The sequence below is a fragment of the Candidatus Nitrososphaera evergladensis SR1 genome (assembly GCF_000730285.1).
GTDB classification, from domain to species: Archaea; Thermoproteota; Nitrososphaeria; order Nitrososphaerales; family Nitrososphaeraceae; genus Nitrososphaera; species Nitrososphaera evergladensis.
This window is the reverse complement of sequence record NZ_CP007174.1, coordinates 614,536-637,395: the sequence shown is the minus strand read 5'-3', so window position 1 is coordinate 637,395 and position 22,860 is coordinate 614,536. Positions and strand designations below refer to the sequence as shown.

29 protein-coding genes and 2 tRNA genes are annotated in these 22,860 nt (G+C 48.9%); 9 read left to right on the top strand and 22 right to left on the bottom strand.

The window, feature by feature from the left end; all coding sequences use genetic code 11:
* Positions 1-149 precede the first annotated feature (149 nt).
* The 7 genes from lysM to NTE_RS03145 all read right to left on the bottom strand — a co-directional run bounded on the left by lysM (position 150) and on the right by NTE_RS03145 (position 6,028).
* Positions 150-578, bottom strand: coding sequence for an HTH-type transcriptional regulator LysM (lysM, locus tag NTE_RS03175; RefSeq protein ID WP_075054796.1), 429 nt, complete (start codon positions 576-578; stop codon positions 150-152).
* Positions 568-1,749, bottom strand: a complete 1,182-nt coding sequence (locus tag NTE_RS03170; RefSeq protein WP_148699712.1) for an aspartate aminotransferase family protein — start codon at positions 1,747-1,749, stop codon at positions 568-570. The genes lysM and NTE_RS03170 overlap by 11 nt, the downstream gene beginning before the upstream one ends.
* The gene (locus tag NTE_RS03165) at positions 1,746-2,549 is read right to left on the bottom strand and encodes a [LysW]-aminoadipate/[LysW]-glutamate kinase (protein WP_148699711.1); all 804 of its coding nucleotides are present in this window, start codon (positions 2,547-2,549) and stop codon (positions 1,746-1,748) included. Before NTE_RS03165 ends, NTE_RS03170 begins: the two co-directional genes overlap by 4 nt.
* Positions 2,546-3,598 carry an N-acetyl-gamma-glutamyl-phosphate reductase gene (argC, locus tag NTE_RS03160; RefSeq protein ID WP_148699710.1) on the bottom strand — a complete coding sequence of 351 codons (1,053 nt, stop codon included), beginning with the start codon at positions 3,596-3,598 and terminating at the stop codon, positions 2,546-2,548. The genes NTE_RS03165 and argC overlap by 4 nt, the downstream gene beginning before the upstream one ends.
* Positions 3,599-3,740: 142 nt before the next feature.
* Positions 3,741-4,604, bottom strand: coding sequence for a lysine biosynthesis protein LysX (lysX, locus tag NTE_RS03155; RefSeq protein ID WP_148699709.1), 864 nt, complete (start codon positions 4,602-4,604; stop codon positions 3,741-3,743).
* Positions 4,605-4,616: 12 nt separating this feature from the next.
* Positions 4,617-4,790 (bottom strand): alpha-aminoadipate/glutamate carrier protein LysW, encoded by a 174-nt coding sequence (gene lysW/argW / locus NTE_RS03150; protein WP_148699708.1) that lies wholly within the window; start codon positions 4,788-4,790, stop codon positions 4,617-4,619.
* Positions 4,787-6,028 carry an argininosuccinate synthase gene (locus NTE_RS03145; protein WP_148699707.1) on the bottom strand — a complete coding sequence of 414 codons (1,242 nt, stop codon included), beginning with the start codon at positions 6,026-6,028 and terminating at the stop codon, positions 4,787-4,789. The genes lysW/argW and NTE_RS03145 overlap by 4 nt, the downstream gene beginning before the upstream one ends.
* Before the next feature lie 76 nt (positions 6,029-6,104).
* Between NTE_RS03145 and NTE_RS03140 the strand changes: the two genes are divergently transcribed.
* Together NTE_RS03140 and NTE_RS03135 are read left to right on the top strand one after the other, a co-directional pair.
* Positions 6,105-6,809 (top strand): ACT domain-containing protein, encoded by a 705-nt coding sequence (locus NTE_RS03140; RefSeq protein WP_148699706.1) that lies wholly within the window; start codon positions 6,105-6,107, stop codon positions 6,807-6,809.
* A 32-nt stretch (positions 6,810-6,841) separates the two neighbouring features.
* On the top strand, positions 6,842-7,762 hold the full coding sequence (locus NTE_RS03135) for a helix-turn-helix domain-containing protein (RefSeq protein WP_148699705.1): 921 nt from the start codon (positions 6,842-6,844) through the stop codon (positions 7,760-7,762).
* Here the strand turns inward: NTE_RS03135 and NTE_RS03130 are convergent.
* Both NTE_RS03130 and NTE_RS03125 read right to left on the bottom strand, forming a co-directional pair.
* Entirely contained in the window at positions 7,752-8,204 is a 453-nt protein-coding gene (locus NTE_RS03130) for a hypothetical protein (protein ID WP_226987137.1), read from the bottom strand. The genes NTE_RS03135 and NTE_RS03130 overlap by 11 nt on opposite strands.
* Before the next feature lie 81 nt (positions 8,205-8,285).
* On the bottom strand, positions 8,286-8,624 hold the full coding sequence (locus NTE_RS03125) for an FUN14 domain-containing protein (protein ID WP_148699704.1): 339 nt from the start codon (positions 8,622-8,624) through the stop codon (positions 8,286-8,288).
* 500 nt (positions 8,625-9,124) lie between these two features.
* On the opposite strand from NTE_RS03125, the gene NTE_RS03120 reads away from it, so the two are divergent.
* Positions 9,125-9,685, top strand: coding sequence for a hypothetical protein (locus NTE_RS03120; RefSeq protein ID WP_148699703.1), 561 nt, complete (start codon positions 9,125-9,127; stop codon positions 9,683-9,685).
* Positions 9,686-9,864: 179 nt separating this feature from the next.
* Here NTE_RS03120 and NTE_RS03115 read toward each other — a convergent pair whose 3' ends face one another.
* Together NTE_RS03115 and NTE_RS03110 are read right to left on the bottom strand one after the other, a co-directional pair.
* A complete protein-coding gene (locus NTE_RS03115) occupies positions 9,865-10,503 on the bottom strand; it encodes a methane monooxygenase/ammonia monooxygenase subunit C (protein WP_226987136.1) in 639 nt (212 codons plus the stop codon).
* Positions 10,504-10,895: 392 nt separating this feature from the next.
* A tRNA-Ile gene (locus NTE_RS03110) sits at positions 10,896-10,969 on the bottom strand.
* Positions 10,970-11,229: 260 nt separating this feature from the next.
* Between NTE_RS03110 and NTE_RS03105 the strand changes: the two genes are divergently transcribed.
* The gene (locus tag NTE_RS03105; RefSeq protein ID WP_148699701.1) at positions 11,230-11,538 is read left to right on the top strand and encodes a translation initiation factor eIF-1A; all 309 of its coding nucleotides are present in this window, start codon (positions 11,230-11,232) and stop codon (positions 11,536-11,538) included.
* 97 nt (positions 11,539-11,635) lie between these two features.
* A tRNA-Ala gene (locus NTE_RS03100) sits at positions 11,636-11,747 on the top strand.
* A gap of 228 nt (positions 11,748-11,975) precedes the next feature.
* On the opposite strand, the gene NTE_RS03095 is transcribed toward NTE_RS03100, so the two are convergent.
* Positions 11,976-12,530 carry a cupredoxin domain-containing protein gene (locus NTE_RS03095; RefSeq protein WP_148699700.1) on the bottom strand — a complete coding sequence of 185 codons (555 nt, stop codon included), beginning with the start codon at positions 12,528-12,530 and terminating at the stop codon, positions 11,976-11,978.
* Between the two features lie 181 nt (positions 12,531-12,711).
* On the opposite strand from NTE_RS03095, the gene NTE_RS03090 reads away from it, so the two are divergent.
* Both NTE_RS03090 and NTE_RS03085 read left to right on the top strand, forming a co-directional pair.
* Positions 12,712-13,029, top strand: coding sequence for a hypothetical protein (locus NTE_RS03090; RefSeq protein ID WP_148699699.1), 318 nt, complete (start codon positions 12,712-12,714; stop codon positions 13,027-13,029).
* Positions 13,026-13,382, top strand: a complete 357-nt coding sequence (locus NTE_RS03085) for a hypothetical protein (protein ID WP_148699698.1) — start codon at positions 13,026-13,028, stop codon at positions 13,380-13,382. The genes NTE_RS03090 and NTE_RS03085 overlap by 4 nt, the downstream gene beginning before the upstream one ends.
* 24 nt (positions 13,383-13,406) lie before the next feature.
* Here NTE_RS03085 and NTE_RS03080 read toward each other — a convergent pair whose 3' ends face one another.
* Together NTE_RS03080 and NTE_RS03075 are read right to left on the bottom strand one after the other, a co-directional pair.
* Positions 13,407-13,769, bottom strand: a complete 363-nt coding sequence (locus tag NTE_RS03080) for a winged helix-turn-helix domain-containing protein (RefSeq protein WP_158385047.1) — start codon at positions 13,767-13,769, stop codon at positions 13,407-13,409.
* A 215-nt stretch (positions 13,770-13,984) separates the two neighbouring features.
* Positions 13,985-14,635 carry a hypothetical protein gene (locus tag NTE_RS03075; RefSeq protein WP_148699696.1) on the bottom strand — a complete coding sequence of 217 codons (651 nt, stop codon included), beginning with the start codon at positions 14,633-14,635 and terminating at the stop codon, positions 13,985-13,987.
* Positions 14,636-15,221: 586 nt separating this feature from the next.
* On the opposite strand from NTE_RS03075, the gene rpl12p reads away from it, so the two are divergent.
* Positions 15,222-15,533: a 50S ribosomal protein P1 gene (rpl12p, locus tag NTE_RS03070; protein WP_148699695.1), complete on the top strand. Its 312-nt coding sequence runs from the start codon at positions 15,222-15,224 to the stop codon at positions 15,531-15,533.
* Between the two features lie 115 nt (positions 15,534-15,648).
* Here rpl12p and NTE_RS03065 read toward each other — a convergent pair whose 3' ends face one another.
* The 8 genes from NTE_RS03065 to NTE_RS03030 form a co-directional block, all read right to left on the bottom strand.
* A complete protein-coding gene (locus NTE_RS03065; RefSeq protein ID WP_148699694.1) occupies positions 15,649-15,879 on the bottom strand; it encodes a hypothetical protein in 231 nt (76 codons plus the stop codon).
* A 6-nt stretch (positions 15,880-15,885) separates the two neighbouring features.
* Positions 15,886-16,221 carry a hypothetical protein gene (locus NTE_RS03060; protein ID WP_148699693.1) on the bottom strand — a complete coding sequence of 112 codons (336 nt, stop codon included), beginning with the start codon at positions 16,219-16,221 and terminating at the stop codon, positions 15,886-15,888.
* A 281-nt stretch (positions 16,222-16,502) separates the two neighbouring features.
* Positions 16,503-17,390 (bottom strand): 50S ribosomal protein L10, encoded by an 888-nt coding sequence (locus NTE_RS03055; protein WP_148699692.1) that lies wholly within the window; start codon positions 17,388-17,390, stop codon positions 16,503-16,505.
* 5 nt (positions 17,391-17,395) lie between these two features.
* The gene (locus NTE_RS03050) at positions 17,396-18,094 is read right to left on the bottom strand and encodes a 50S ribosomal protein L1 (protein WP_148699691.1); all 699 of its coding nucleotides are present in this window, start codon (positions 18,092-18,094) and stop codon (positions 17,396-17,398) included.
* Between the two features lie 155 nt (positions 18,095-18,249).
* Entirely contained in the window at positions 18,250-18,774 is a 525-nt protein-coding gene (locus tag NTE_RS03045) for a methyltransferase domain-containing protein (RefSeq protein WP_148699690.1), read from the bottom strand.
* Positions 18,775-18,886: 112 nt separating this feature from the next.
* Positions 18,887-19,807 carry a glycosyltransferase family A protein gene (locus NTE_RS03040; protein WP_148699689.1) on the bottom strand — a complete coding sequence of 307 codons (921 nt, stop codon included), beginning with the start codon at positions 19,805-19,807 and terminating at the stop codon, positions 18,887-18,889.
* Positions 19,779-20,318: a DapH/DapD/GlmU-related protein gene (locus tag NTE_RS03035; protein ID WP_148699688.1), complete on the bottom strand. Its 540-nt coding sequence runs from the start codon at positions 20,316-20,318 to the stop codon at positions 19,779-19,781. The genes NTE_RS03040 and NTE_RS03035 overlap by 29 nt, the downstream gene beginning before the upstream one ends.
* Complete coding sequence (locus NTE_RS03030; RefSeq protein WP_148699687.1) at positions 20,260-20,955, bottom strand: polysaccharide deacetylase family protein; 696 nt, start codon at positions 20,953-20,955, stop codon at positions 20,260-20,262. The genes NTE_RS03035 and NTE_RS03030 overlap by 59 nt, the downstream gene beginning before the upstream one ends.
* A 449-nt stretch (positions 20,956-21,404) precedes the next feature.
* On the opposite strand from NTE_RS03030, the gene NTE_RS03025 reads away from it, so the two are divergent.
* Complete coding sequence (locus NTE_RS03025) at positions 21,405-22,817, top strand: polysaccharide deacetylase family protein (protein WP_148699686.1); 1,413 nt, start codon at positions 21,405-21,407, stop codon at positions 22,815-22,817.
* The last annotated feature ends 43 nt before the right edge of the window (positions 22,818-22,860 follow it).

The following is a 22,860-nucleotide window of genomic DNA, read 5'->3' as shown; positions in this document are numbered from 1 at the left end:
ATATTGCGCTGATTCTCGTGATAAGACTTGGTCAAAAGGAAAAGCATGGAGTAAAGTACGGATTATAGTGAGTTTAATAGGGCCGAATATGCAAGATCTTTATCAATAGCAAAACAAGGACGCGCCCTCTAGGGCGAATCTCGGCTATACTAGCGCATCGTCTTTAGTATTATGACGGTGTTGGTGTCAGACACGCCTTCTATCTTGCGGATGTCGTCGATGCACTTGTTTATCTCGACGATAGCAGGCGCGGCAATGATTGCTGCAATGTCGTACTGGCCCGTGATCTCGTAGACTACTTCGACGCCGGCAAGCTTCATCAACCTCTGCGAAACTGCCGAGGTGTCGGCAGTAGAGCTTACCGAGATAAGCGTTATTGCGCTTGTCTTGTCCGAAGCGCCTAGCTCTATCGTAAAGCGCTTTACTATGCCGCTGTCTGTCAGGTTCTTGACGCGCCTTCTGACGGCTGACTCGGAAAGGCCGATCTCGTTTGCAATGTCCACAAACGCCTTTCTTGAATCGGCCTGCAGGATGCGGATTATCTTTTCGTCCGTTTCGTCCATGTTGCTAATTGACATTTCTTCTCTGCTCCTCCCTTGTAAGTACCGCATCCATTATTTCAACTGCGCGGGAAACCGTCGCTTCGTCCATTACAAGTGGCGGAAGCAGGCGTATAATGTTCCTTCCCGAGTACAGCATAAGCAGCCCGTTGCTGATTCCGTCAAAGAGCACATCCTTTACCTCAAAGCGGAGCTCGACGCCGAGCATCATCCCAAGGCCGCGCACTTCCCGGATTATCTTGTGGCGCTCCTTGAGGGCTATCAGCTTTTCTTTGAATATCTTGCCGGTCTTGGCCGCGTTGTCTACTAGGCCGTCAGTCGTCAGGGCCTCAAGCGTTGCCGAAGCTGCCGCGCACGCTAAAGGGCTTGCGCCAAACGTTGACGAATGCTCGCCCAGCTTTATTGCGTCCATTATCTCGGGCTTTGTCAGCACCAGTCCCATAGGCACTCCGCCGGCGATGCCCTTTGCAAGGCACATGATGTCCGGAGTCGTGTTCCAGTTCTGCCCTGCCCACATCTTGCCCGTCCTGCCAAGGCCTGCCTGGATCTCGTCAAATATCAGCACGAGGTTTCTGCGGTTGCATATCTCGCGGATCTTGGGTATGAGGTCGTCTGGCGGGACTATGATGCCTGTCTCGCCCTGTATGGGCTCCAGTATCACTGCGCCTGTGGTGTCGTCTATTGAATCTTCAAGTTTTGAAGGCTCGCCGTACGGCACGAACTTTACCCCGTCAAGGAGCGGCATGAACGCCTTGCGATATTTCTCGTTATAAGTCACAGAGAGCGCGCCAAACGTCTTGCCATGGTAGGCGCCGTTCATGGCAATGACGCCGTGCTTGCCCGTGAATTTCCTTGCAAACTTTAGCGCCGCTTCTACAGACTCGGCGCCCGAGTTGGTAAAGAACATTTTTGCGAGGCCAGGCGGCGCCACCTGCGCCATCTTTTTCATGAATTCAAGGCGCGTCTCGTTGTAGACCGACATGTGCGCGGTTATCAGAGTCTCTGCCTGCCTTTTGATTGCGTCAACGACGCGGTCGTTGCAGTGCCCTACGAGCGCAACGCCGTACCCTCCCATGCAGTCGATGTACTCTTTGCCGTTTACGTCCCAGATTCTGGCTCCCTTGCCCCTTGCGACGTTTACCGGGAACCTCTGGTACAGCGTGCCTAGGTAGTTGTCCTCGCCGTTCATTTTGGGGTTATCACCGTGCAGTTGTTGTGAGCAATCGCCGACGATATAGGGTTGTCGACCTGGCCGGACGCGATTATGGCCTCCCTGACGCCCATCTCTAGCGCTTCCGTGCAGGCAAGCACCTTCTTTTCCATGCCAAAGCCTATCTTTGGAAGCGTTGCTTTTGCCTGCTCCAGGTTCATGCCCGTGACCAGCTTTTCGTTGAGCATCAGTCCGTTGACGTTGGTGATAAATATCACCTTGTCTGCCTTGACGCCTCCGGCCACGTATGCGGCCGCCCTGTCGCCGTCCACGTTAAGAAAGTCGAATTCTTCAGAAAGCGCAATAGGCGACACCACCGGCACATAGCCGCTGTTCACCAGCGTGTTTACAAGCGACGGGTCGACGTCGTTTATCTTGCCCGTGTAGCCGCCGTCGATGACCATCTTCCTTCCCTTTTCGTTTATCACCATCAGTTTTTTCTTCCGCTCGGCTTTCAATATGCCGCCGTCGACGCCGGCGACGCCTACTGCCTTTATTCCTTGGCGCAACAGCATTCCAACAATCGCCTTGTTTATCTTGCCTGACATGACCATCGTGTAAATGTCAGCGGTTTCCTTGTCAGTGTACCTGCTGCGCACGCCGCCTGGCGAGACGATGAACTTTTGTTCCTTGCCAAGCTTGGTCGCTGTCGCCGTCACCTCCTTGCCACCGCCGTGCACAAAGACCAGTTTCTCTTTCTCTGCTATTGCCTTGATGTCGGCAAGCGTTGACGGGTGCAGCCCGTCGACCACGCTTCCCCCTATCTTTATGACTATCATACCGGGGTCAGAGGGGTGTACTTCAAGCCCTCGGTCTCTTCGTAGCCAAACATCACGTTCATCACCTGCACAGCAGAGCCGGCGGCGCCCTTCATGAGGTTGTCAGACGCCGAGAGCGCAACTATCCTCTGGTTGTCCTCGTCAATGTCAAAGCCGACGTCGCAAAAGTTCGAGCCGACAACGAACTTGGGATCGGGGAACTTGTACAGGCCCTTTTTGTCGCGGATGAGCCGGACAAACGGCTCGCCCTTGTACGAGTTGCGGTACATCTTCCACAGCTCCAGCTCCTCGACCTTGCGCTTGAGGAACGTGTGGTTTGTAGTCAGGATGCCACGGACGATGTTGACTGCGTGCGGGCTCATGCTGACTTTGATCTGCTTTTTGGCTATCATCGACAGCTCTTGCTCTATCTCGCCAGTGTGCCGGTGCTTGGCAGGCTTGTACGGCCTGACGACTCCGTAGCGCATCGCGTGGTGCGTGCCTGCGTTTGCCTTCTGGCCAGCGCCGGACGAGCCTATCTTGCTGTCGACGACCACATGCTCGGTGTCTATAAGGTTGTTCTCGATGAGGGGTTTTAGCGCCAAGAGCGACGTCACTGCCATGCATCCCGGGCACGACACCAGCTGCGCTTTTTTGATCTCTTCGCGGTGCAGTTCCGGCACGCCATAGACTGACTTGGACAGCATGTCGGGGAAGGGGTGCTCCCAGCCGTACCACTTTATGTAATCTTTTGGGTTCTTTAGGCGAAAGTCTGCAGAAAGGTCGATTATCTTGATTCCCCTGTCGTACAGGTCTTTGACTATCTTGTTGGCTTTTCCGTGCGGCACCGACGTGAACACCATGTCGCAGTTGTTCGCAAGCTTTTCCATGTCCATCGGCGAGAATGTAAGGTCGATGAAACCCTTCAAGCTGGGGTGCACCCTCTGCACGTACTCGCCTGCCTTTTGGCGCGAAGTCACCATGCTGACTTCAACCTTGGGGTGTGTTACAAGCAGCCTGAGAAGCTCGCCTCCGACGTAGCCGGACGCGCCAACTACTCCAACCTTCATTGCGAAACGTTGTCCTCCATCATTGCCATGTTCACGAGATGATGATGCAGCATGTTAATATGGTTCTGCCTTAAAAATCCTCATTTATATTTTTTGGATATATTTGACCTAATAAAGGTCAATAGTGACCGAAATTGGTCAACTACTTCTTTACCAGGCTGACGGCGTAATCTATCATTGCGCCAGGGATGTCGTTTGTAGAAACGCTTGCAGCACCGCGGAATTCTACGGTGTTGTTTACTTCGTGGACCACGAGGCCGCGGTTCTTGTCTTCCATAAGGTCGACGCCCACGATTCCGCCGCCCACCGCCTTTGCCGCCCGCAGCGCCAGATCTTCAAGCTCTTTTGTCATCGGCGCAAGCTCGGCCTTGCCTCCGCGGGCGACGTTTGTGCGCCACTCGTTTTCGGCAGAGTAGCGGTATATTGCAGTCACGACCCTGTCGCCTACCACGATGCAGCGGATGTCGCGTGGCGGCCTGTCTATCATTTCCTGCACATAGTAGATCCTTGCAAGCGGGCTGTCGTTTTCCTCCCTCATTTCCACAATCATGCTTGCGGTCTCGTCGTCGCGCAGCGGAAAAACGCCCCTGCCCCACGAGCCGACTATTGGCTTGAGCACTAGTGGCAGGCCGGTCTTGCGTATCACCTCAATTGCAGACTCGGCTGAAAACGCCATCTGCGTCTTGGGCGTCGGGATGTTGTTCTTTGCCAGCACGAGCGACGTGACAAGCTTGTTACCGCACGTCTCTGCGGTCTGGAACTTGTTAATTACTGGGTAATCAAGAAATTCAAGGCAGGCTGTGAGGTACAGGCCACGGTAATGGCTCACGCTTCTCTGCATTACCACGTCGCCGAGTGCAAGGTCGCTCTTTTTGCTTTCGGTGCCGACGGTGATGTTTTTTCCATCCACTATCTGCGCCTTTAATCCCTTTTCAAGGGCCTTGTCATAGAGCGCCTTTTCCTCAAAGCGCACCTTGTCGTAGATTATGCAGAGTTCGACTGCCATTTCTGCTACACACTACTGTCCCCAGTCTTCGCCTACTGTTTCTGCCGGCTTCAACTCCACCTTGTCTGCTGCCTTGGCGGCAATTTCAAAGTCGCCACCGCAGTCAGGGCAGGTCACGATCTCCCCCACCACTGCGTCTTCCGGGATGTTGATGTCGGCTCCACATTCTTGGCATTCTTTTTTCATTTTCTATTTTTTCCTCCTACTAGTTTTTCTTGTTGCTGTTGCTGCTGTTTCTTGTCGGCCGTGCCTGCAACCGAGTTTGCGATTATCGACTGCAGCCCCCATAGCTCGACAAAGCCTTTTGCCAGAGACTGGTCAAAGGTCGACCCGGCCGCATACGTCGCCAGGTCGTTTTTGTAAAGGGAGTAGCGCGATTGCCTTCCGACCACGCGAAGCGATCCCCTCTGGAGCTTTACCCGCACTTTTCCGCTGACGCGGGTCTGGGTCGCGTCTATAAATCTATCCAGATCCGTGCGCAAGGGGTCCTGCCACAGGCCGGCGTATGCAAGCCAGCTCCACTGGTCGTCCACCATGCGCTTGAAGGCAAGCTCGTGCTTGGTCAGCACCATCTTTTCAAGGTCGCGGTGGGCCTCGATTATTGTCACTGCCGCCGGCGCCTCGTACACTTCGCGCGACTTTATGCCGACGACGCGGTCTTCGATATGGTCAACTATGCCAACGCCGTGTGCGCCGGCCTTGTCATTGACGTACTGGATAAGGTCGGTAAGCGACATGTGCTTGCCGTCTGCTGCGACTGGAACACCTTGGTCAAATTCAATTTCAACATAGCCGGCCTTGTCGTTTTTGAAATTGATGTACTGGAATGCTTCTTCTGGCGGCTCAAAGTCGGCGTCTTCGATATTTCCGCCTTCCACAGCGCGGCCCCAGAGGTTGAGGTCGATGCTGTATTTCTTGGCCTCGGTGCTTATCGGGATGTTTTGCTCCTTGGCGTACTTTATCTCGACGTCCCTTGTGAGGTTCATGTCGCGTATTGGAGCGATTATCTTTAGGTCGGGCCTGAGCGCCCTCATGGTGACGTCAAAGCGGATCTGGTCGTTTCCTTTGCCGGTGCAGCCGTGCGCAATTGCGACCGCGTTTTCCTTTGTGGCGACCTCCACCGTCTTTGCCGCAATGAGCGGGCGGGCAAGCGCCGTTGCCAGCGGGTACTTGCCCTGGTACAGGCCGTTAGCCTTGATGCTTGGGATGACGTAATCCCTGGCAAACTCGTCCTTGGCGTCGACGTAGACGTGCTTGATTGCGCCTATTGCTTTTGCGCGCCGCTCAATCTCTGCAAAATCGTCGTCCTGGCCGCAGTCTACCGTAACGGTAATGACATCCATCTTGTGCAGAGTCTGCAGGTACCTTATGCAGACTGACGTGTCGAGGCCGCCAGAATAGGCCAGGACCACTTTGTTTGCCATGAACGTGCGTTTCGTTTCGAGCACTACATTTATATTTTTTGGTCAGGAATGACCTAAATCAAGGTGATAGTGACCAATGTCGGTCAACGAGAAATCCATCACAAACGCGGTAAAAGAAGTCGTCAACAACGACCTTTCGTTCCAGGATTCGCTGCAGCGCGACTATTGCAACATCAGCGCGCTGGCAAGGATCGTCAAGCCGCAGATAGATCAGATGCTCGGCGGCAAGAACACCAGCGTTGAAAGCATTGTCACGGCGCTAAAGCGCTCAAGGCGCGACTATGACGTCCCCGAGCGCCCTATCGCGGCAATCCTTGCAGGGAGCACGGTCAGCGTCAAGACAGACGTTGCCAAGGTGTCGGCGGCAAAGAGCAAAAAGACGATTGAAAAGGTTGCCAAGTCGCTCACGCAGAACGTTGACAACTTTATCAGCGTGTCTGAAAGCATCATGTCCATCACGCTCGTGTTTGACGACGTGCTGCTTGACGACGTCAAGACAATGTTTGCGCACGACGACGTGCTCGAGGTTGAAGACGACCTTGCCGCCATAATCGTGCACAGCCCGGAAGAGATTATAAAGACGCCGGGGTGCGCCATTGCGTTTTACAACCAGCTTGCGCGCAGGCACATCAACATAGAAGACACGGTAAGCTGCTACACTGACACCATCATGCTCGTACGTATGGACCAGGTGGGAAAGGCGTTCAACGCACTGACCGACCTGATATCAAATTCAAGAAAGATGCCAAAGAAAAAGCATCAACATCAGCAGCACCGGTAAGGGTTTTTATCTTCCGGCAGGGCAGTTGGTACATGTCGATGTACCGGCGCTACACGCTCGATGAGGTAAAGCGGAAAATAGTTGACGTGCTTCAGAACGCCGGCACCGGGCTTTCAGGCGTCGAGCTTGCCGACAAGACGGGCATCAACCGCATGACGATTACAAAATACCTGGACATCATGAACACGATGGGCCTCGTAAAAAAGAAAAAGACAGGCACCGTCAACGTGTGGTTTTTGGAAACAGGCATCTCTGACATCGAGTTTCCGGTCAACTATGTGCAGGTGCAGCAGAGGCTCATTGACTTTGCGCTTGCCGGAGAGGAGGAGCAGGCCCGCAGGCTCTTGATAAGCGTGCTTAACTCCAACATCGACCAGGTAAAGATCATAACAGACGTCATCCTGCCTGCGGCAAACACCGTTGGAGAGCTGTACAGCAGGGGCAGGCTTGGCAAGACAGAGCGCGCGCACCTTGCCTCCATGATGGTCGAGTTCATCGATCTAGTGAAATTCAACGCGCACCCTGCAGAGCCAAAGATGAACGCCCACGTGCTTTGCGTTGCAGGCACCGACGACAGGGCGCACCTTGCCAAGAGCGCGGCTGTCGTCTTTCAGATACTTGGATGGGACTCGCGCTATGTGGGAAGCGTCGAGCAGGACATCGACCCCTTTTTCGACATTGACCTGCAGCGCTACGTGAGCAAGGCATGGGGAAACAAGCACGGGCTGATGCTGATGTGCGTGTTTTCGTCCGGCGAAGGCCCGCTGCGCTTTATTGCTTCCACCGTCAAGGCAATTGGAGGCCGGCTCAAGGGAGAATTGCGCCTTGCCGCCCTTGCCCCGGAAGCCGAGGCGGCTGCCGGCGAAAACGCCGACTATGCAGCAAAGGACCTGCAGGGGATTGTGGACTGGGCAGAGCGCCAGTACATCCTCATAGTTTCCTCTAGAATGTAGGAAACGGCGTTATCGGCGGCGTCTCTGGCACCAGTGCCTGCAAGCCTATCGTGATTATCGTGCCGATCACGGCAAACACTATGGTCGCAAGGATGGCTATCCCAAGCGCACGAAGCCATCCCGTGTCAAAGCCCAGCTTGAAGACACCTATCCAGGCGATGAACGCAAGGATGAAGGCGATGGTGGTTATGAATATCTTCTCTCCAAGCGTCATCTCCAGGATTGCGCTAGAGAGAAAGAACACGATGGCATAGGTGATGGGGCCGGCCGCAGTTACCAGCATTGCGCGCGTAAAGCGGGCCCTGCCGGCAGTCACTATTTTTGCCGCAATCCACACAGGTATGGAAACCAGTATCCACAGGATCAAGAGCCCAAAGATAAGGGCGAGCGCGGCAATGACAAAGTTTCCATTAACCTGTAAGAACAGTGGATCTAGCAACAATATATCATTCATTGCTTCCAAGCGCGGCGATAGGATTTAAGTCCTATTGGTAATCCTTCTATAGGTTTTTGGCCCGCTAGCTCAGCCCTTCATGAACCCAAGCGCAAACGCGGCTGCAAAGCTGCCAGTGAGCGGTATGCCAATGTTTGCCATCGCCATCATCACCTGATCGGCAGCGCCGGGCGTCGCGCCTATTGTCGCATTCTGTAGCCCTACCAAGGTAGAAGTAGAAGCGGCCCCTATCTTGTCCCAGTTTATCGTTATCACGTTCTGGCTGGCCAGGTACGCAAGTGCGGCCAAAAATAGACCTACGATTACCATCACTATCTTCAGAATCTTTTTTATCGCGTAGCCCATAACAAAACCTGCTACGCCACCTACGCCTACTGACGCTGCGACAGAAGTAAAATCAACGCTCATGATTATGTGCTGCTACTACTTCGCGCAGCCCAGATTTATTACTTGAAGGAAAAATGTTCGGGGTCAATCGCATAAAAGAAACTTTCAGCGAAATCAAAAACATCATGAATACAACACACACACATGTTCAAAAAGACAAAGGCGTGTTTTTAAAGCGGAGGAGTTTTGAAATCTGTAATCATTCTGCATAGTTTCCTTTGGCTTTTATAGCATAAAATCTTGGTGAACGAGTCACTAGCCATTATGGAGCAGAAAAAAGATGCTCATGGCTACCAATGCCAGAGCTGCTGAATATATGTTCAGAGCTCATTTATCACCTCAAGTTCCATCAGATCTTCCTCTCTCTTTCTTTCTAGCCCTCAGCGTTGATGCCTGAGCCATACCCTAGAGTTATCACACATGAAAAACAGGCCGATTGCCCTGCATTAGCGCCATACGTATTGGTTAACATAGTTACCGTATCTATAATTGCAATTCCGTGCATACATGTGCAGATACATATGTACGAAACCGATCCCAAACATGGCGTGCACTCGGAAGATTCTATCAATGCGACTTTTCGGGTCAACGCCAGCGTAATGAAAAAGCTGCGCGCAGAATCAGAAAAGAGGCAGACAAGCCTTAATGCATACATCAACCAAGTATTGCTTCAGCACGTAGAGTGGGACCTGTTTGAATCCAGGATCGGGATGATGCCGTTTCCAAAGCCGGTGCTGGCTAACATATTTGCAAGCTTGAGCACGGAGGAGATCAAAATGCTGGCGACCGGGATAGGAAAGAACACGGCCATCGAGATGTCTATTTTTGTACAAGGAAGATTCAATGTCGAGACGTTCATTTCATGGATCGAAACGAGGATGAAGAACTCTGGCTGCGAAGTTGTGTATCACACAGGGGGCGACGACGGTGCGCGAAAGACAATAGTGATAAAGCACGACCTTGGAAAGAACTGGTCTCTTTACATGAAAACGATGATTGAATCAGCACTGGAAGAGGTCCTTGGAAAAGTGTCTAACTCTTTCATTAGCGACTCGCTTGTCTCGCTTGAATATAAAATCTAACGCGTGCTTTTTGTTGTTAGAAAAAAATGGAAGGAGAGTGGAAGAGGAGGAGAAATCAGCATGATCCCTCTGCCGTTCTTCCTCCTCACCTCTGCGCAGATGCACACATATAGTGCCTCGGTTCGTTCACACGTATATACACGCGGTATAGTTCTTTTGTCCTTTCCTTCTCTCGCTTCTTACGGTATCGACCTGCTGTACAGCTTGCCTTCAAGCGCTAGCTTGTACATCTCTGCTACATACGGGTTCCTTGCCGGTGTTTCTGCACCCAGTTCCACCAGTCTGGCGTACACCCTGACGACATAGGCCAGGGCTCCCATGAATGCCACTACGACACCCATGTTGAACATCCAGTGGTTTGGAACGGAGAAGATTTCCTCCACGAACCAGAAGTGCCACATCTCGTTTACGCCGATCGTGAACATGGTCGCCAGATAGCCGATGATGGTTATCTTTAGGCCCGTGTTCATCGAGTTATTGGGCCCTCTGAGTATCGGGACTCTTCTGTCATACATAGCCACCATACCCCACCCTATTGGCAGAGCCACGAAGTGGCTGTACAGCCACCAGTGTGCTGGCGTGAATGCAGAGTCTCTGATTGCAGTCTGGTGCAGCGAGCCATCGACGAAGTTGTCTACTTCTACCGAAGCGGCGATAGACCCGAGGCATATCACCATGATGTAGATCTTCTTCAGTCTCTGGATTTCGACTTCTCTTGGTATCAGTGCGGGCATTTGTGCCATTTTGTTACCTCGACATTTAAAGAAAATTAATGGTTGAATAGATGCTGTTGTAAATACTATAGATATATATATCATATTTTACATCTTTTGCTACGAGAATATGCTACAAATTCAGCTCCCTCCGGTACATTCATTATAAATATTATATTATTGATTAATTAATCATAACTGATTTACCTTTATGATTAACATTCTTTGCAAAAAAATGCATATCAGTGCAAAACTTTGCAAACCCCTGCAACAACATGCACGGACCATGCTTTGATATCCGGGTTCATTTTTCTTTGTTGGCATGATTTCTAACATTAATTGCGATTGTATTTTCTCGATTAACTGTATGACGAGATATATACACACACATCTCCGCCTACAAGCATTATTCAACATGATCTAAAATTCTGTTGCACTTTTGTCTTTTCTTACTGGCAAGAGTCCAGGATATGTTTAACCCAGCTTCTATATCAGAATGGGCCGTAAGGGATTTGAACCCTCGACCTTTCGATTATCAGTCGAACGCTCCACCAAGCTGAGCTAACGGCCCGTTTCTTTCAAAACTGGGAGCGTTATTTAATCGTGGCTACATCATGATAGCGCACAAAGTGACAGAAGAGAAGCAGGATATATTGCTCCCATGTTGCATACGTTTAGAGTGGCGGCAAAGTTTATCAAAATAAAGAAAGGAAGGCAAGCGAAGGCGCGGTTGGAAAAGAACCAAGACAATATTCAAAGCAGGATTCTATGCTAAAGCGGGCCACCGGTACACTTTTAACCCCATATCTTGAAGATATCTTGGGATCTTAAATAGGCAAGAAAAAGGTACTTTCTGAATCAGAGCTAAAAGAGATGGTTATGCCTCAGCAGGGAGAGCTATTAGGCAGAGTAATCAAGCTGGTCGGCGGCGACAACATCATAGTAAAGTGCACCGACGGCAAGGTGAGGACATGCCGTATTAGGGGCAAGATAAAGCGCAGGATGTGGATCCGTGACAACGACCTTGTTCTTGTTGCGCCATGGGACTTCCAGTCTGAAAGGGCAGACATCATCTGGCGCTACATCTCTGCTCATGCAGAAAAGATGAAGGCAGAAGGCCATCTGCAGGGTCTTGATTAAGAACATTATACACAACTTCATGCGTATGTAGTGATGCCAGAGAATTAATAAAATAAAATACACTTAAATTATCAGTTTTCAGGCATTATATCTTTGTGGGCTGGTAGTTTAGTCCGGTAGAATACCTGCCTTGCATGCCATGCATATTCTAATACTCATGCAGGCAGAGGACACGTAGGTGGTCGTGGGTTCGAATCCCACCCAGTCCACTACATCATTTATTTTGGCGAGCCAAGCAGTTATCAAAATCTGCAACTCTATCTTTACGCCCGAACCATTTAGGCGAAACTATCATAAAACCACGCAATAACACAGTACTCAAGATACTCCTTCACAGGTAAGAAAGAAAAACAGAGACGGAGAAGGGCATCTGCGCTAGTACCCTTTTCTTACTATGGGTGCCCGCCTGCTTTAAAGAAATAGAAAAAGAGAAAAAATTAGGAGGGACTTCCACTAACTTCGATTGTTCCCTTCATAGTGTCTGGATGGTACTCACAATGGTACTCAAATGTCCCAGCCGCGGTGGGCTTGAACGAAAGCTGACCTGAGCCGTTTGGTGCAATGTCTCCGCTTGATCCAACTTCCTTACCACTTGAGTCGTTTATGACCAGCTCATGCTTGGCGTCAGTAGGGTTGTCAATCTGTACAACATTGTCTGTGTTGGCAGACATTTTTAGAGAAGGATTGCTGCCGCCGTCGCTTGTGACCCATCGGTATGTTTCATCTTCTTCCTTTGCGCTCATTTTGATGGAAGAGCTAGTAGCAGTGGAAGCAGCGGTTGGCTTGGCATCGGTAGCAGTAGTAGTAGTGCTAGTACTTGCTGCTGCACTAGAATCAGTATTGTAGTTGTTTGATGTCAAGCCGCTTGTTGCTAGTGTTGACACATTGTTGCGCTGTGCGCCTCCAGTAGAAGACAAGACAGCCACCGCAGTGCCCGCAATTGCTATTGCTATAACAATTGGAACAATAATTTTGGTCTTTCTTGCGTCCATATGCAAGCCAAATTATCAAGAAATGCTACTTTTATAGACTGAATACAATTCCCACTGCTGAATACCAACTTTGGTATCAAGGCTACAAATATTATAACAGCAACAGGCAAAAAAGGGAACAGGAAAGAAGGAAAAAGAGGGAGAGATAAAAAGGGAGAGATGAAGGGAGACTGGGTAAAAAGTGACAATGGTTGAAAGCTGGCTTGATCTTGTTAGTGCGATCCTGATCTTCTTTGCGGCCATTATACCGGCCTACCTTAGCTTGAAGTTAAATGGGAACATTCAAAAGATGACAGTTGCATTGACGGCTTTCCTGTTTTCTCATGGGATATACCATGTCGTCAGGATGCAGGGATTGGAATCGATGGCAGATGGCTTTTTCGAGCCGGCTTCAATTGTTGTGCTTATTGCGTTTGGAATAACTTACATTGGCATAACATCATTATCATCTTCCTCCTCTGCTACTTCCCGCAAGAAAGGGACATCGACTGGAATATGACGACAGAGACTGCTGCTTTTGTGTCAATCTTTACAGGCAATATCACATTGATACTTCTGGTCGTTGCGCTGGGAATATTCGGATGGCTAACTGCGAGAGCAAAGGACATCAAGGGTTTTCAGTTCCAGATATTTCTCTTCATTGTCATATGGATAGTTGGCGAGATAGCAGATCTCATGCAAGAGCAGATGAGTGGATGGATTCCACTATTTTCCCATTACCATGAAATTGGGATGTACATTCATGTGCTGGCAATGGCGTTGCTTAGCGCCATGTTGTGGACAAGATTCTACCTTTCAAGGCGAAGTGGCAAAATGATAGAAGATGACAGCCTGCATGACGGGGAAGAATAATAACAAGAGACAAACGGAGATCAGCTAGCTGGCCTCAAGCGAAAAAAGCCTCTCCGCGGTCCGTTCTAGCCTGTTAATGTTGTATTCTATCTCCACATCCAGTTTTCCATGCTCGTATTTGGCATTTATCGACTTTATCGTGCTCCGAAAGAGGCTGAACTTTTTCCCGTCGGGCGTTATCTCTATCTTCTCTGTGAAAAGCAGGCCTTCCTCTAACATCCACTTGATTTTCCGATAGGCGGTACTATGAGAAATACCAGTCTCGCGGATTACGTCACTAACGGACTTTGAGCGTAGCGTACATGAATCCAGTATCCTCACCATTTCCTTGTCAGCCATAGCAACCATGATAGCTTGCTTGAGGCTTTCTCGCTCAATTGCCCTCATACTGCAACATCAACAACGATAGTATAACCGATCGGTGCCGCCATATTTATTTGAGTAGATTTTCTTTTTCTGCTTTACTTTCATCCTCACCATTATCAAAAACAACAGAAACTCATCAGAGGACCTTGGACACATAGTCCCTAGAAGAAAGTCCAAATGAAAAAAAGAAAAGGAGAAAGTTATCCTACCTCTGGCAGGAAATCTTGTTGCGCCTTTTAGGGCGATTCTGGCATTAGAGGCGTCGTTGTGTTGCCGGACGAAGGCGGCGCAATTGTTGTCGAATTACCTGTCTCGCTAGGAACAGCAGTTTCGTTGCCTCCAGAGGGTGTCGTCATTGTTGTTGTCGAGTTACCTGTAGAAGTTGCATTGCCTGCTGACCCTTCTCTTGCTCCTTCGCCAACGCTAAACGTTGCAGTTGCATTTTCTCCCGCACTGCCAGCCACCGCTACCTGATGATCTCCGCTTGTTGTATTAGCAGGCACGAGCACTGTGGTGTTGAAGTTGCCAAAGGTGTCCTGTATCATATTGCCGGACAGCAGGTACCCGTCATCAAATGTAAATTTGAACGTCTGTCCGGGTAAAAATCCGGTTCCGGCGATTGTTACGTTGCTACCTGGGGCACCAGAGGCGGGTGTCAAAGTAATTGATGCTCCGGTCGTCGAAGTCTCGTTGTTTCCCGGCGTTGATGGCGTCGTGGAGGGATTCGTTGTGGTAGACGTCTCGTTACCTGTTGTCGTACTCGTTTCGTTTCCTGACTGCGCTACGGCATTGTTTGTTGCTACAAAACCCGGCATTACCGCCATCGCAGCTATGATTGCTAGGCCGACAACTACGGCCTGAGCAGCATACATTCTGGTTTCAGACATATATCAGTCGTCTGATATTCTCAAAAGCATGTGAGTTAAGGTACTCGCTGGATAGATCTATCCACAAGCGATCCGCTTTCCATCTTGTGAAAGGCGGTCCTGAAATTTTCCGGGTAAGGTGTAGAGATAGAACCCATAAACTAATTATCAAATTCACAAGCAGAACTGCATTCATTAGTAGGGTAGGATGCAGGGCATAGTTCACTATTTCGATAGACTGCTTTCATAATAGCCATCAGGTCGAGATAACCTGAACTCATTTACAGTCGCAGGATAGCAAAAATTAATGAATACCCACACACACACGCTTCCGCGTATGTCCCAGAGTACCTTCTTGTTTCTACAAAATACAGATGTCTAAGGATCCTTGCTTGATAGCAAAAGCTAGGAGCGAGAGATAGTTTTTGCGTAGTAGCTCCATATGAACGGGAAGTAGGTGCATGCACGCGCCCGCGAATGCACATACTCAATGAGGCGATGAGAAGGTCCTGTCGCGACAGATCGGATGCGTCGACTCCATTCAGTATGATAGCGAGCTGTTGCTTGCGTTAAGTTCAAATATGGTGCAGGACGGACATTTTTTGCAATGGAATACGTATATGCTGCTCTGCTCCTCCACAAGCTAAAGCAGAATATCACTGAAGATAATGTCAAGAGCGTTGTCAAGGCTGCAGGCGTAACGCCAGATGACGTAAGGGTCAAGGCCCTCGTCGCGGCTCTCTCCGAGGTAAACATCGAAGAGGCGCTAAAGGCTGCGCCAGTCGCAGTGGCAGCGGCGGCACCGGCAGGCGGCGCAGCAGCTGCGCCAGCAGGCGGAGCGGCCCCGGCCAAGGAAGAAAAGAAGGACGAAAAGAAAGAGGAAGAAGCCCTAGAAGGCCTGTCTTCCCTCTTTGGTTAAAAGATATACTTTCTTTTCCTCTCTCTCTTTTTACTTTCTCGCTCTTTACTAACTATTCCCAATTTCTATTTACTTACCCTCTCCCCCTTCTGCGCATCAAGGCAAAAAGCTCTCGCTATGCCAATGCAAGGTACTCTCTTTTTCTGTGCTTTTTTGCTTCATGGAACAAGGCGTCTGCCTCTTCACCGTATGCCTCTATGTGAAACTCGGCGCCGTCCTTGCACACTACCTGAACGCAGCAGCGCTTGATCCCGTTCCTCAAGTATCCAAGATTTGCCTGCACGTCTGTTATGCCGCGTCCATTCCTAATAGCATACAGCAGCGCGTCAACACTGCTGGCAAACATCTTTGTCTATATGCCCCCCTCGCACCTTGCCTGCCACAGCATCAAGGCAAGCTTTTTGCGCATCTTGCCGTACTTGCCTGCGCTCGTAAAGGAGACCAGGTGCCCGCATCTGCCGCAGCGCGCCCTCTTTATGTGCGACAGGTCCAGCCGATACAGCGGCAATAGCTTGCACGTTGAACAGCGATAGTGTGTAAGAAACAGCCTCTGTATCGGCGACATTTCTACGCGGCTGATACCTTCTGCAACGCAGAGGATGCTCACCTTTTGCTCAAGGAGCCTTTCCATTGGAGTCAGCATTGGCTCGTACGCCGGTTCCAAGTCATATCGAAACGATCTTGACATATTTCCATCACCACCAAGTCTGTGTAACGACATTTACCATGTAGTGCGCCTGCGCGGCTCAAATCCATTGGTAAAAGCCGTTTTGTCCAGATCTAATGCACCTATGCCCTGTAGCAGGGCATTACTACCCCTATAACCCGCTTGGTATTAATGATAATACATTTTTAGCGAGCTTTTTGCACAAAATATCTATTGCAACAATTACGATGTAGAAATTATCAAATAACGATAGCAAAAAGATAAAGAAATTGGCGGGCGCAAAAACCGGCCCGGAAGTACTGTTATTGCGCAGTATAGCCCTTTTTCTTGGCCTCGCTTGCCACTGCCTGTGCCTTGGACTGTGCCCTTGGGAGCACAATGTCTGCAGTGTCCTTGGTGAGGTAGCCCGACTCGGCTGCAAGTGACCTTGCGTGCTGCTGTGCCTTGACCAGGAGCGGCTTGACCGTCTCTGGCGTCATGTAGCCGGCCTCTGTCGCAAGCGCCAGCGCCTGCTGGAATGACCTGACGAGCTCATCCTTGTATTCAGCGAGGTTGATGCGCAGATCAGCTTCCTTGAACAGCAGTCCCTCAGCTATTGCAAAGTTGACAGTTATTCCTGCCTCTATAGGCTTGATGTTGAGCTTGCTCAAAAGCGAGGCGAGCTGCTGTGAAATGACATCACCAGGCTTGGCAACTACGGTGTCCTTGTTCACCCAGATGGTGCCTTGGTCTATCTTTGTCTGGACGTTTGCAACCTTGAACTCTGACAGAACGGGACCTGGCGCGATCCCAGTGTTGCCGGCTGGGACCACTATCTCTTTTGTGGCAATGTCGCCTCCCTTGGCAGGAAGGAAGATCTTGTTCTGCGAAAATGCTAGGTTGAGCTTGAACGGGCTGATGTTTGTAAACATGAGCGCGCACTGGCCTTCAAGCTCTTTGCTCAGGTTCTCAAGGCCCGCTACGCCTTGAACTTTTTCAAAGGCTCGTTGGGCAACCTTGTTCTTGATTATCCTTATCTTGATGTCGTTTCGGAACTTTTTGCGGATGAGCATCAGCTGCGACGCACGTACCTTGTTCATCTTTGACAACGCTATCACGTTGTAAGACTTGGGCAGCTCTTGAAGCTCCTGGTACATGACACGCTTTTTCTTTGGATAACTCTTGCGTTGGACTACTTGTGTTGTGGACATTTTTCCTACTGCTCCTCCTTCTCCCCTGCTGTTGCTTCTTTCTTCTTATCTGCGGCTTTGAGCGCTGATAACCGGGCACCCTTGCCCATTGTGAACTTGACCATCACGTTCTTTATGTTCTTGTCACCCTGCGGAAGCTTCTTTTCCACTGCTGCAATGACTGCGTTTGCGTTTTCGACGAGCTGATCATCAGATAGAGTCTCATCGCCTATCTTAGTTGATGCATTAAGCTGATTTTTGGCCTTTACGCGAACAGAGCCGCGGAAGCGATTTGCAATTGCCTCCACGGGCGCACCGTATGGAAGCGGAGTTGGCATCTTGCCTTTTGGACCCAAGAACTGACCCAGAGAACGACCTACCGCCGCCATTTGTGTGGTGTCAGACAGGAAAAAGTCGTGTGCCCGGACAAGTTTTCTTGCCTCGCGCTTGTTTGTGCCAAGCCTGCTGAGCTCTTCAGGCTCCATCACATGCTCTACGCCGGCTTTTTTGGCCCTCATGCCCATCTCGCCGGCGGCAATTACGCATATTGTTGGCTGTCTGCTCGGCTTGTGCGGTAGGGCTACTGTCTCGTTAAGGTTAAAACCCTTCTTTACGTCGATATCCTTCAATACTAGTGTTAATTCGGCAGACTGGCTAAAGTTGCGCTTGCCTGCTCCTTCTCGCGCCCTCTTGACCAGCTCCTTGATTTGGCTGTCGCTCACCATGTTTACGTACACGCTCAGAGCATTACAAGCCACTTTTAATCTTTAGGGTTATCAATTGCTCAGGTATCGCCCTTACTTCATATACATTAGCCATTCTTACCTCATAGAACTTAAATGCCGCAAAGCCGATTGTTGTCGTGATAAGGATCTGTAAGTTATCCGGCCTTGAAGACGTACAAGTTATAAAGTGCACCATCACCTTCTGGAAGCCTTGACTGGTAAGCGTATCCAGTCTTTACAAATCCATAACTCTCATAATCATGAGGGTAATAGAATTTGGCGGGAGTATCGTTGGTTTCCATGAGGACTACGGCTTTTTGAGCGATGCGCTTTAGTTGCTCCATAATCTTGTCAATATTTTCAACATGATCTAAAACGGAACATGTGAAAGCAACATCGCAAGGCTGAACCTTTGACAAGTGCCTCTCATCAGCCCTCAAGGCATTGATCCCCTTTTCTTTTGCTTTTTTTATTGCTGCTTCACTTATGTCAATTCCAAAAATTGACTTTACTCCTTTATCACGCAAAAGGACCAAGTTCTTGCCCACTCCACAACCAAACTCAAATACACTTGAGGGTTCAAACGACATGATCGTATTTACTAACTCATGATTTAGTGGGTAAACGTTCCCGTCTGCCACATATTTTTTGTAGAATGCCTTTGGTCCAAAAAGGAACATTAGTTTATCATTTTCTCCTCCTTTAGCGAACACAGATTGGTGAATTTATGCTTATTCATCGACGGATTCACGTTGACCCTTCTTGCATAAGATGCAGACATAATCATCATCATCATTTTTCAGTCTCCACTCCCGTCCGATCCTTGTTGATCTGTCGCCAGATTTTCTGTACCGCTTGTCGTAGCATTTTTTTCAGCATCTTTTTTTGGCGCGCGCGGACCTGCCTGCGGATATCTTCAGGAAATTTCGAATAGTAGCCCGTGTCTGCCGGCCTAAAAAGGACATAATAGCGCAAGATCTTTAGTGCTCCACGCTTACCAACAGTCTTGTTTGTAAGAAAATCCCATCCTATTCGAAATATTGCATAAGGCGGATAATACCCAAGGCATTTCATGCCATAACCAAACTCTTTGAAATTGTGACTATGTCCCAATGCATCATGATGGAATATCTCGAGATCGTTCAGTACCTTGATGCTACCCGGCTTTCCCATTAACGCTCTTTCCAAGATCTCGCTTTCATAGCCCAAAATGTGAGGATAGCCTTGAGGATAGTGCTTGAAAAAGAAGGATTGCTTTACAAACCGGCCGCCGCCATGTGGAGCCTTTGCATTCATTGGCCCCCAGTCTCCAGAGCATACCACAAGGTCAGGGTTCCTTGTAAACTCGAGTAATATTCGTTCTGCATAATTTGGAACGAAAGATGCATCGCTTGGAACTATAACATGATAATCATAGTCTGGCAAGATGCCCATGTTCCAAAGCAGTGGCAAGCGAGTATAGTCACGCGTCTTGTTGCTTGTTTGCCGGACATGAACTATGTGAGGGAATTTCTGTTCGTATTCAAGAACCGTTTGATACATCCCGTCAGTCGAGCCGTCGTCTATTATCATTATCCTGGCAGGCATAACCGTCTGCGCCAACAAGCTATCCAGGACTTTTCTTATCGACTTGTTGCCGTCTCTCCCAAAAACAATCGCATAATACGATTGAGATTGGCTTCCGCTATCTGATCTTTGCTCCTGTTGATACATCTTTTGTCACCACAGCTCCCATGCAGAGAAAAGCCTTGTCCCCTATGGTCACATGGTCTCGGATTTTTACACCCATGCCAATAAAGACACCGTCGCCTATTACAGAAGAGCCGCCTATTACAGAACCAGCCACGATAACGCATTTCTTTCCTATAGTGGCATTATGACCTATGTGCACAAGGTTGTCGATTTTTGTGTTCTCGCCAATTATTGTGCTTCCCAATGTCCCGCGGTCAATGCAGGTGTTTGCGCCGATCTCTGCATTGTCACCGATAATGACGTTTCCTATGTGAGGCCATCGCTTTGTATAGTTGCTTTGCGGATCAAAGCCAAAGCCTTCCTTGCCTATCACAGCATAGGCAGCTATTGTCACGTCTTTGCCAAGGATGGCATTCTCAACAATAGCGGTAGGATGAATGTAGGGCCTGGGCATTGGCAGTGTCCGGAGGTAGCTATGCGCTTCTTGTTGCGACTGGAACTTTTTGCTGATATTGTTGTTTTCTATGCTCATTTACCATTTCCACCCAAAAGTTTCTCGCTCTGTCAATTACTGCATAAGCGTCAACCTTGACCTTATCAAATGGGTTTTCGGACTTGACCCACCACACGGGGTGACAAACAAAGAGGAGGCGCTCATCAGCATGTGTGCAGATGCAACCATTTCTCCACCACCCTCCACTATCAGCGATGTATTTGTAGCTATATTGCTTGACGAGAGCCGCGCGGTCCTGTAACGTCGGGGGTATGTGGATGTCAGGCGTTATACCTACAAGATGCTGTGAAATGTTTATGCTTTCGGTCTTGATCATTGCACAAAATGCAGCATGAATTGTTTGAAGTTCAGAATCATAGTTGCCATCATAGTGCAATGCCAGCTCGTGTCCTAGTTCACCAATCTGCTTCCATACGGCCATGTTCTCTGGAGATAGCGCATTATACCATTCAGAATGGAGCAAGATGTAATAAGTAGCCTTTATGCCGTACTTGTGCTCTAGACTCGCCATCTGCAAGGCATAGTTAGGAAATATGTCAATGTCATGCGCCAAGATGATGTCTTTACGTTCTGTCGCCGTTCCTGCTCTATCCTTTACTTTCTCCAATATTTCCTCATAATGGGTTAAAGAGAACTCACATGGCATTCTTATCACGATTCAGGAACCACTTCAACCGGCAGAGCTATTTGCAGATTTTTTCCCATTTGGACGGTATGTGCTGGTAAATTATTTCGTTTGCATAGTAGACAGCGACTAGTTTGGCTCAATCATTATTCGCTTAGTTCGTTCTAGAACTAGGTAAGATTTAGCCTTTTCTAACTTGATTATATAATAAGCTTATACATGAAACTTTTAGTTATCTTCTCTTCAACTTGACCTCGATCCTTTTGTATACAACCACACACCGGCATCCATTTCGTTCTAAGGAGCTTTAGCCTTAAACTAAATTAGTTACCTTAAATAGAACATAGATGATGTTAACTAATTATTATTATCTGAGAAATATCGTCATGGATTGTTCTAGAAGTATGAGGAAAAAGCACTAGAAAATACTAAATGTACGAGCTGGCTTCCTATATATAAATTCTTCAGCTAATTGTTACATGTATACATCTTACCGACCGATCGACGATAGTAAGGATAGGAGGAAAAGAGTCGGCGCCAAGGTAAAGATAACTGCCAGAACGCTCTTGGCGGTATCTGCAGCATTGGTGCTTGTTCTAGGCATCCTAGTTTCTGTCCCTCGGTCGGCGTATGCAGACGACGAAAGCAGCAACAACAGCAACAATAATCCAGAGGCCTGCAATTGCGTCATTTTTAGGCTAGACGACGTGCAGGATTACTGGCTAAGTGACGTACAGGTTGCGGTGATGGAGAAGTTCATCAGCGAGCATGAAAAACTCACCCTCGGAATAATAACGAACTACATCGGAGAAGACGATAACGTAGTCAATGCAGTAAAGCACGGACTTGATTCCGGCAACTTTGAGGTAGTCAATCACAGCCAGAACCATGAATCATACGCAGACATGTCCGCAGAAGAGCAGTACAACGACCTATCAAATGCAAACGGAAACATCACTTCGCTTTTTGGAATCAGCCCCGTCGGTGCATTTATCCCACCCTTCCATGAATACAACGAAGACACACTTGCCGCACTCCAAGATCTCGACATGAAAGTCATCAGTGCGCAGTTTAACTTGGAGCTACCAGAAATTTACAACCCAGGCAACCCAGACAGCCCCGACAACAAAATCTACAGGGCATTTGAGGGCTCGGACATTAAAGATGACTTTGGCATCTACCACCTGCCACAAACTATAGGCTACTATGACCACGGAACATTCCCACACGAAAAAGTCGAAATAGAAAACATAATGGCGAGCATTGACGAAGCAATTTCATCATACGGATACGCAGTAGTGACTCTGCATCCACAGGATTTTGCTGTCAAAGATAATGATGGCAATGCCACTGAAGAGGTTTCTACCAGCGAGCTTGGTGACCTTGACCAGCTGTTTAGCGACATAACGGACAGAGGATACACAACGAAGACATTCTCACAAGCAGTTACGCCAGGCTCAGATGGCTGGAGTGGAGACAATGACAGCAATAGTAATGGCAGCAACTCTTCGCAGAACGGAATAGGTCGCAGGCCAGTGTATAATGACTATTTGGCGTACTTTATCACAACATATGTCGCAGGAAACGGCACAGCCAATCTTCCAGCACACGATAATGAAGCCAACTACAACAACAACTTTCTAATGAGAGCATACCCGATCGATTACCTCTTCACTATCGAGGCAACATACAAGACACATGATGAGAATATTTTGCAATGGAACAATCAGTACAAAGTTGTCAAGATTGACGACGGGCCCATAATGCACTGGCATGATCTCACAGACGGTCAGAAGGTATGGCTGATCCAGACATTTGATCACATCTACAGCACAGCAGATGTAGACAAGCTGATTGCAGGCCTGATGACGAAAGCAAGTGAAGGAGAATAAAAAACATCCCCTCCCTTCTCCACTTTCTCTTTTTCTTCAGTAC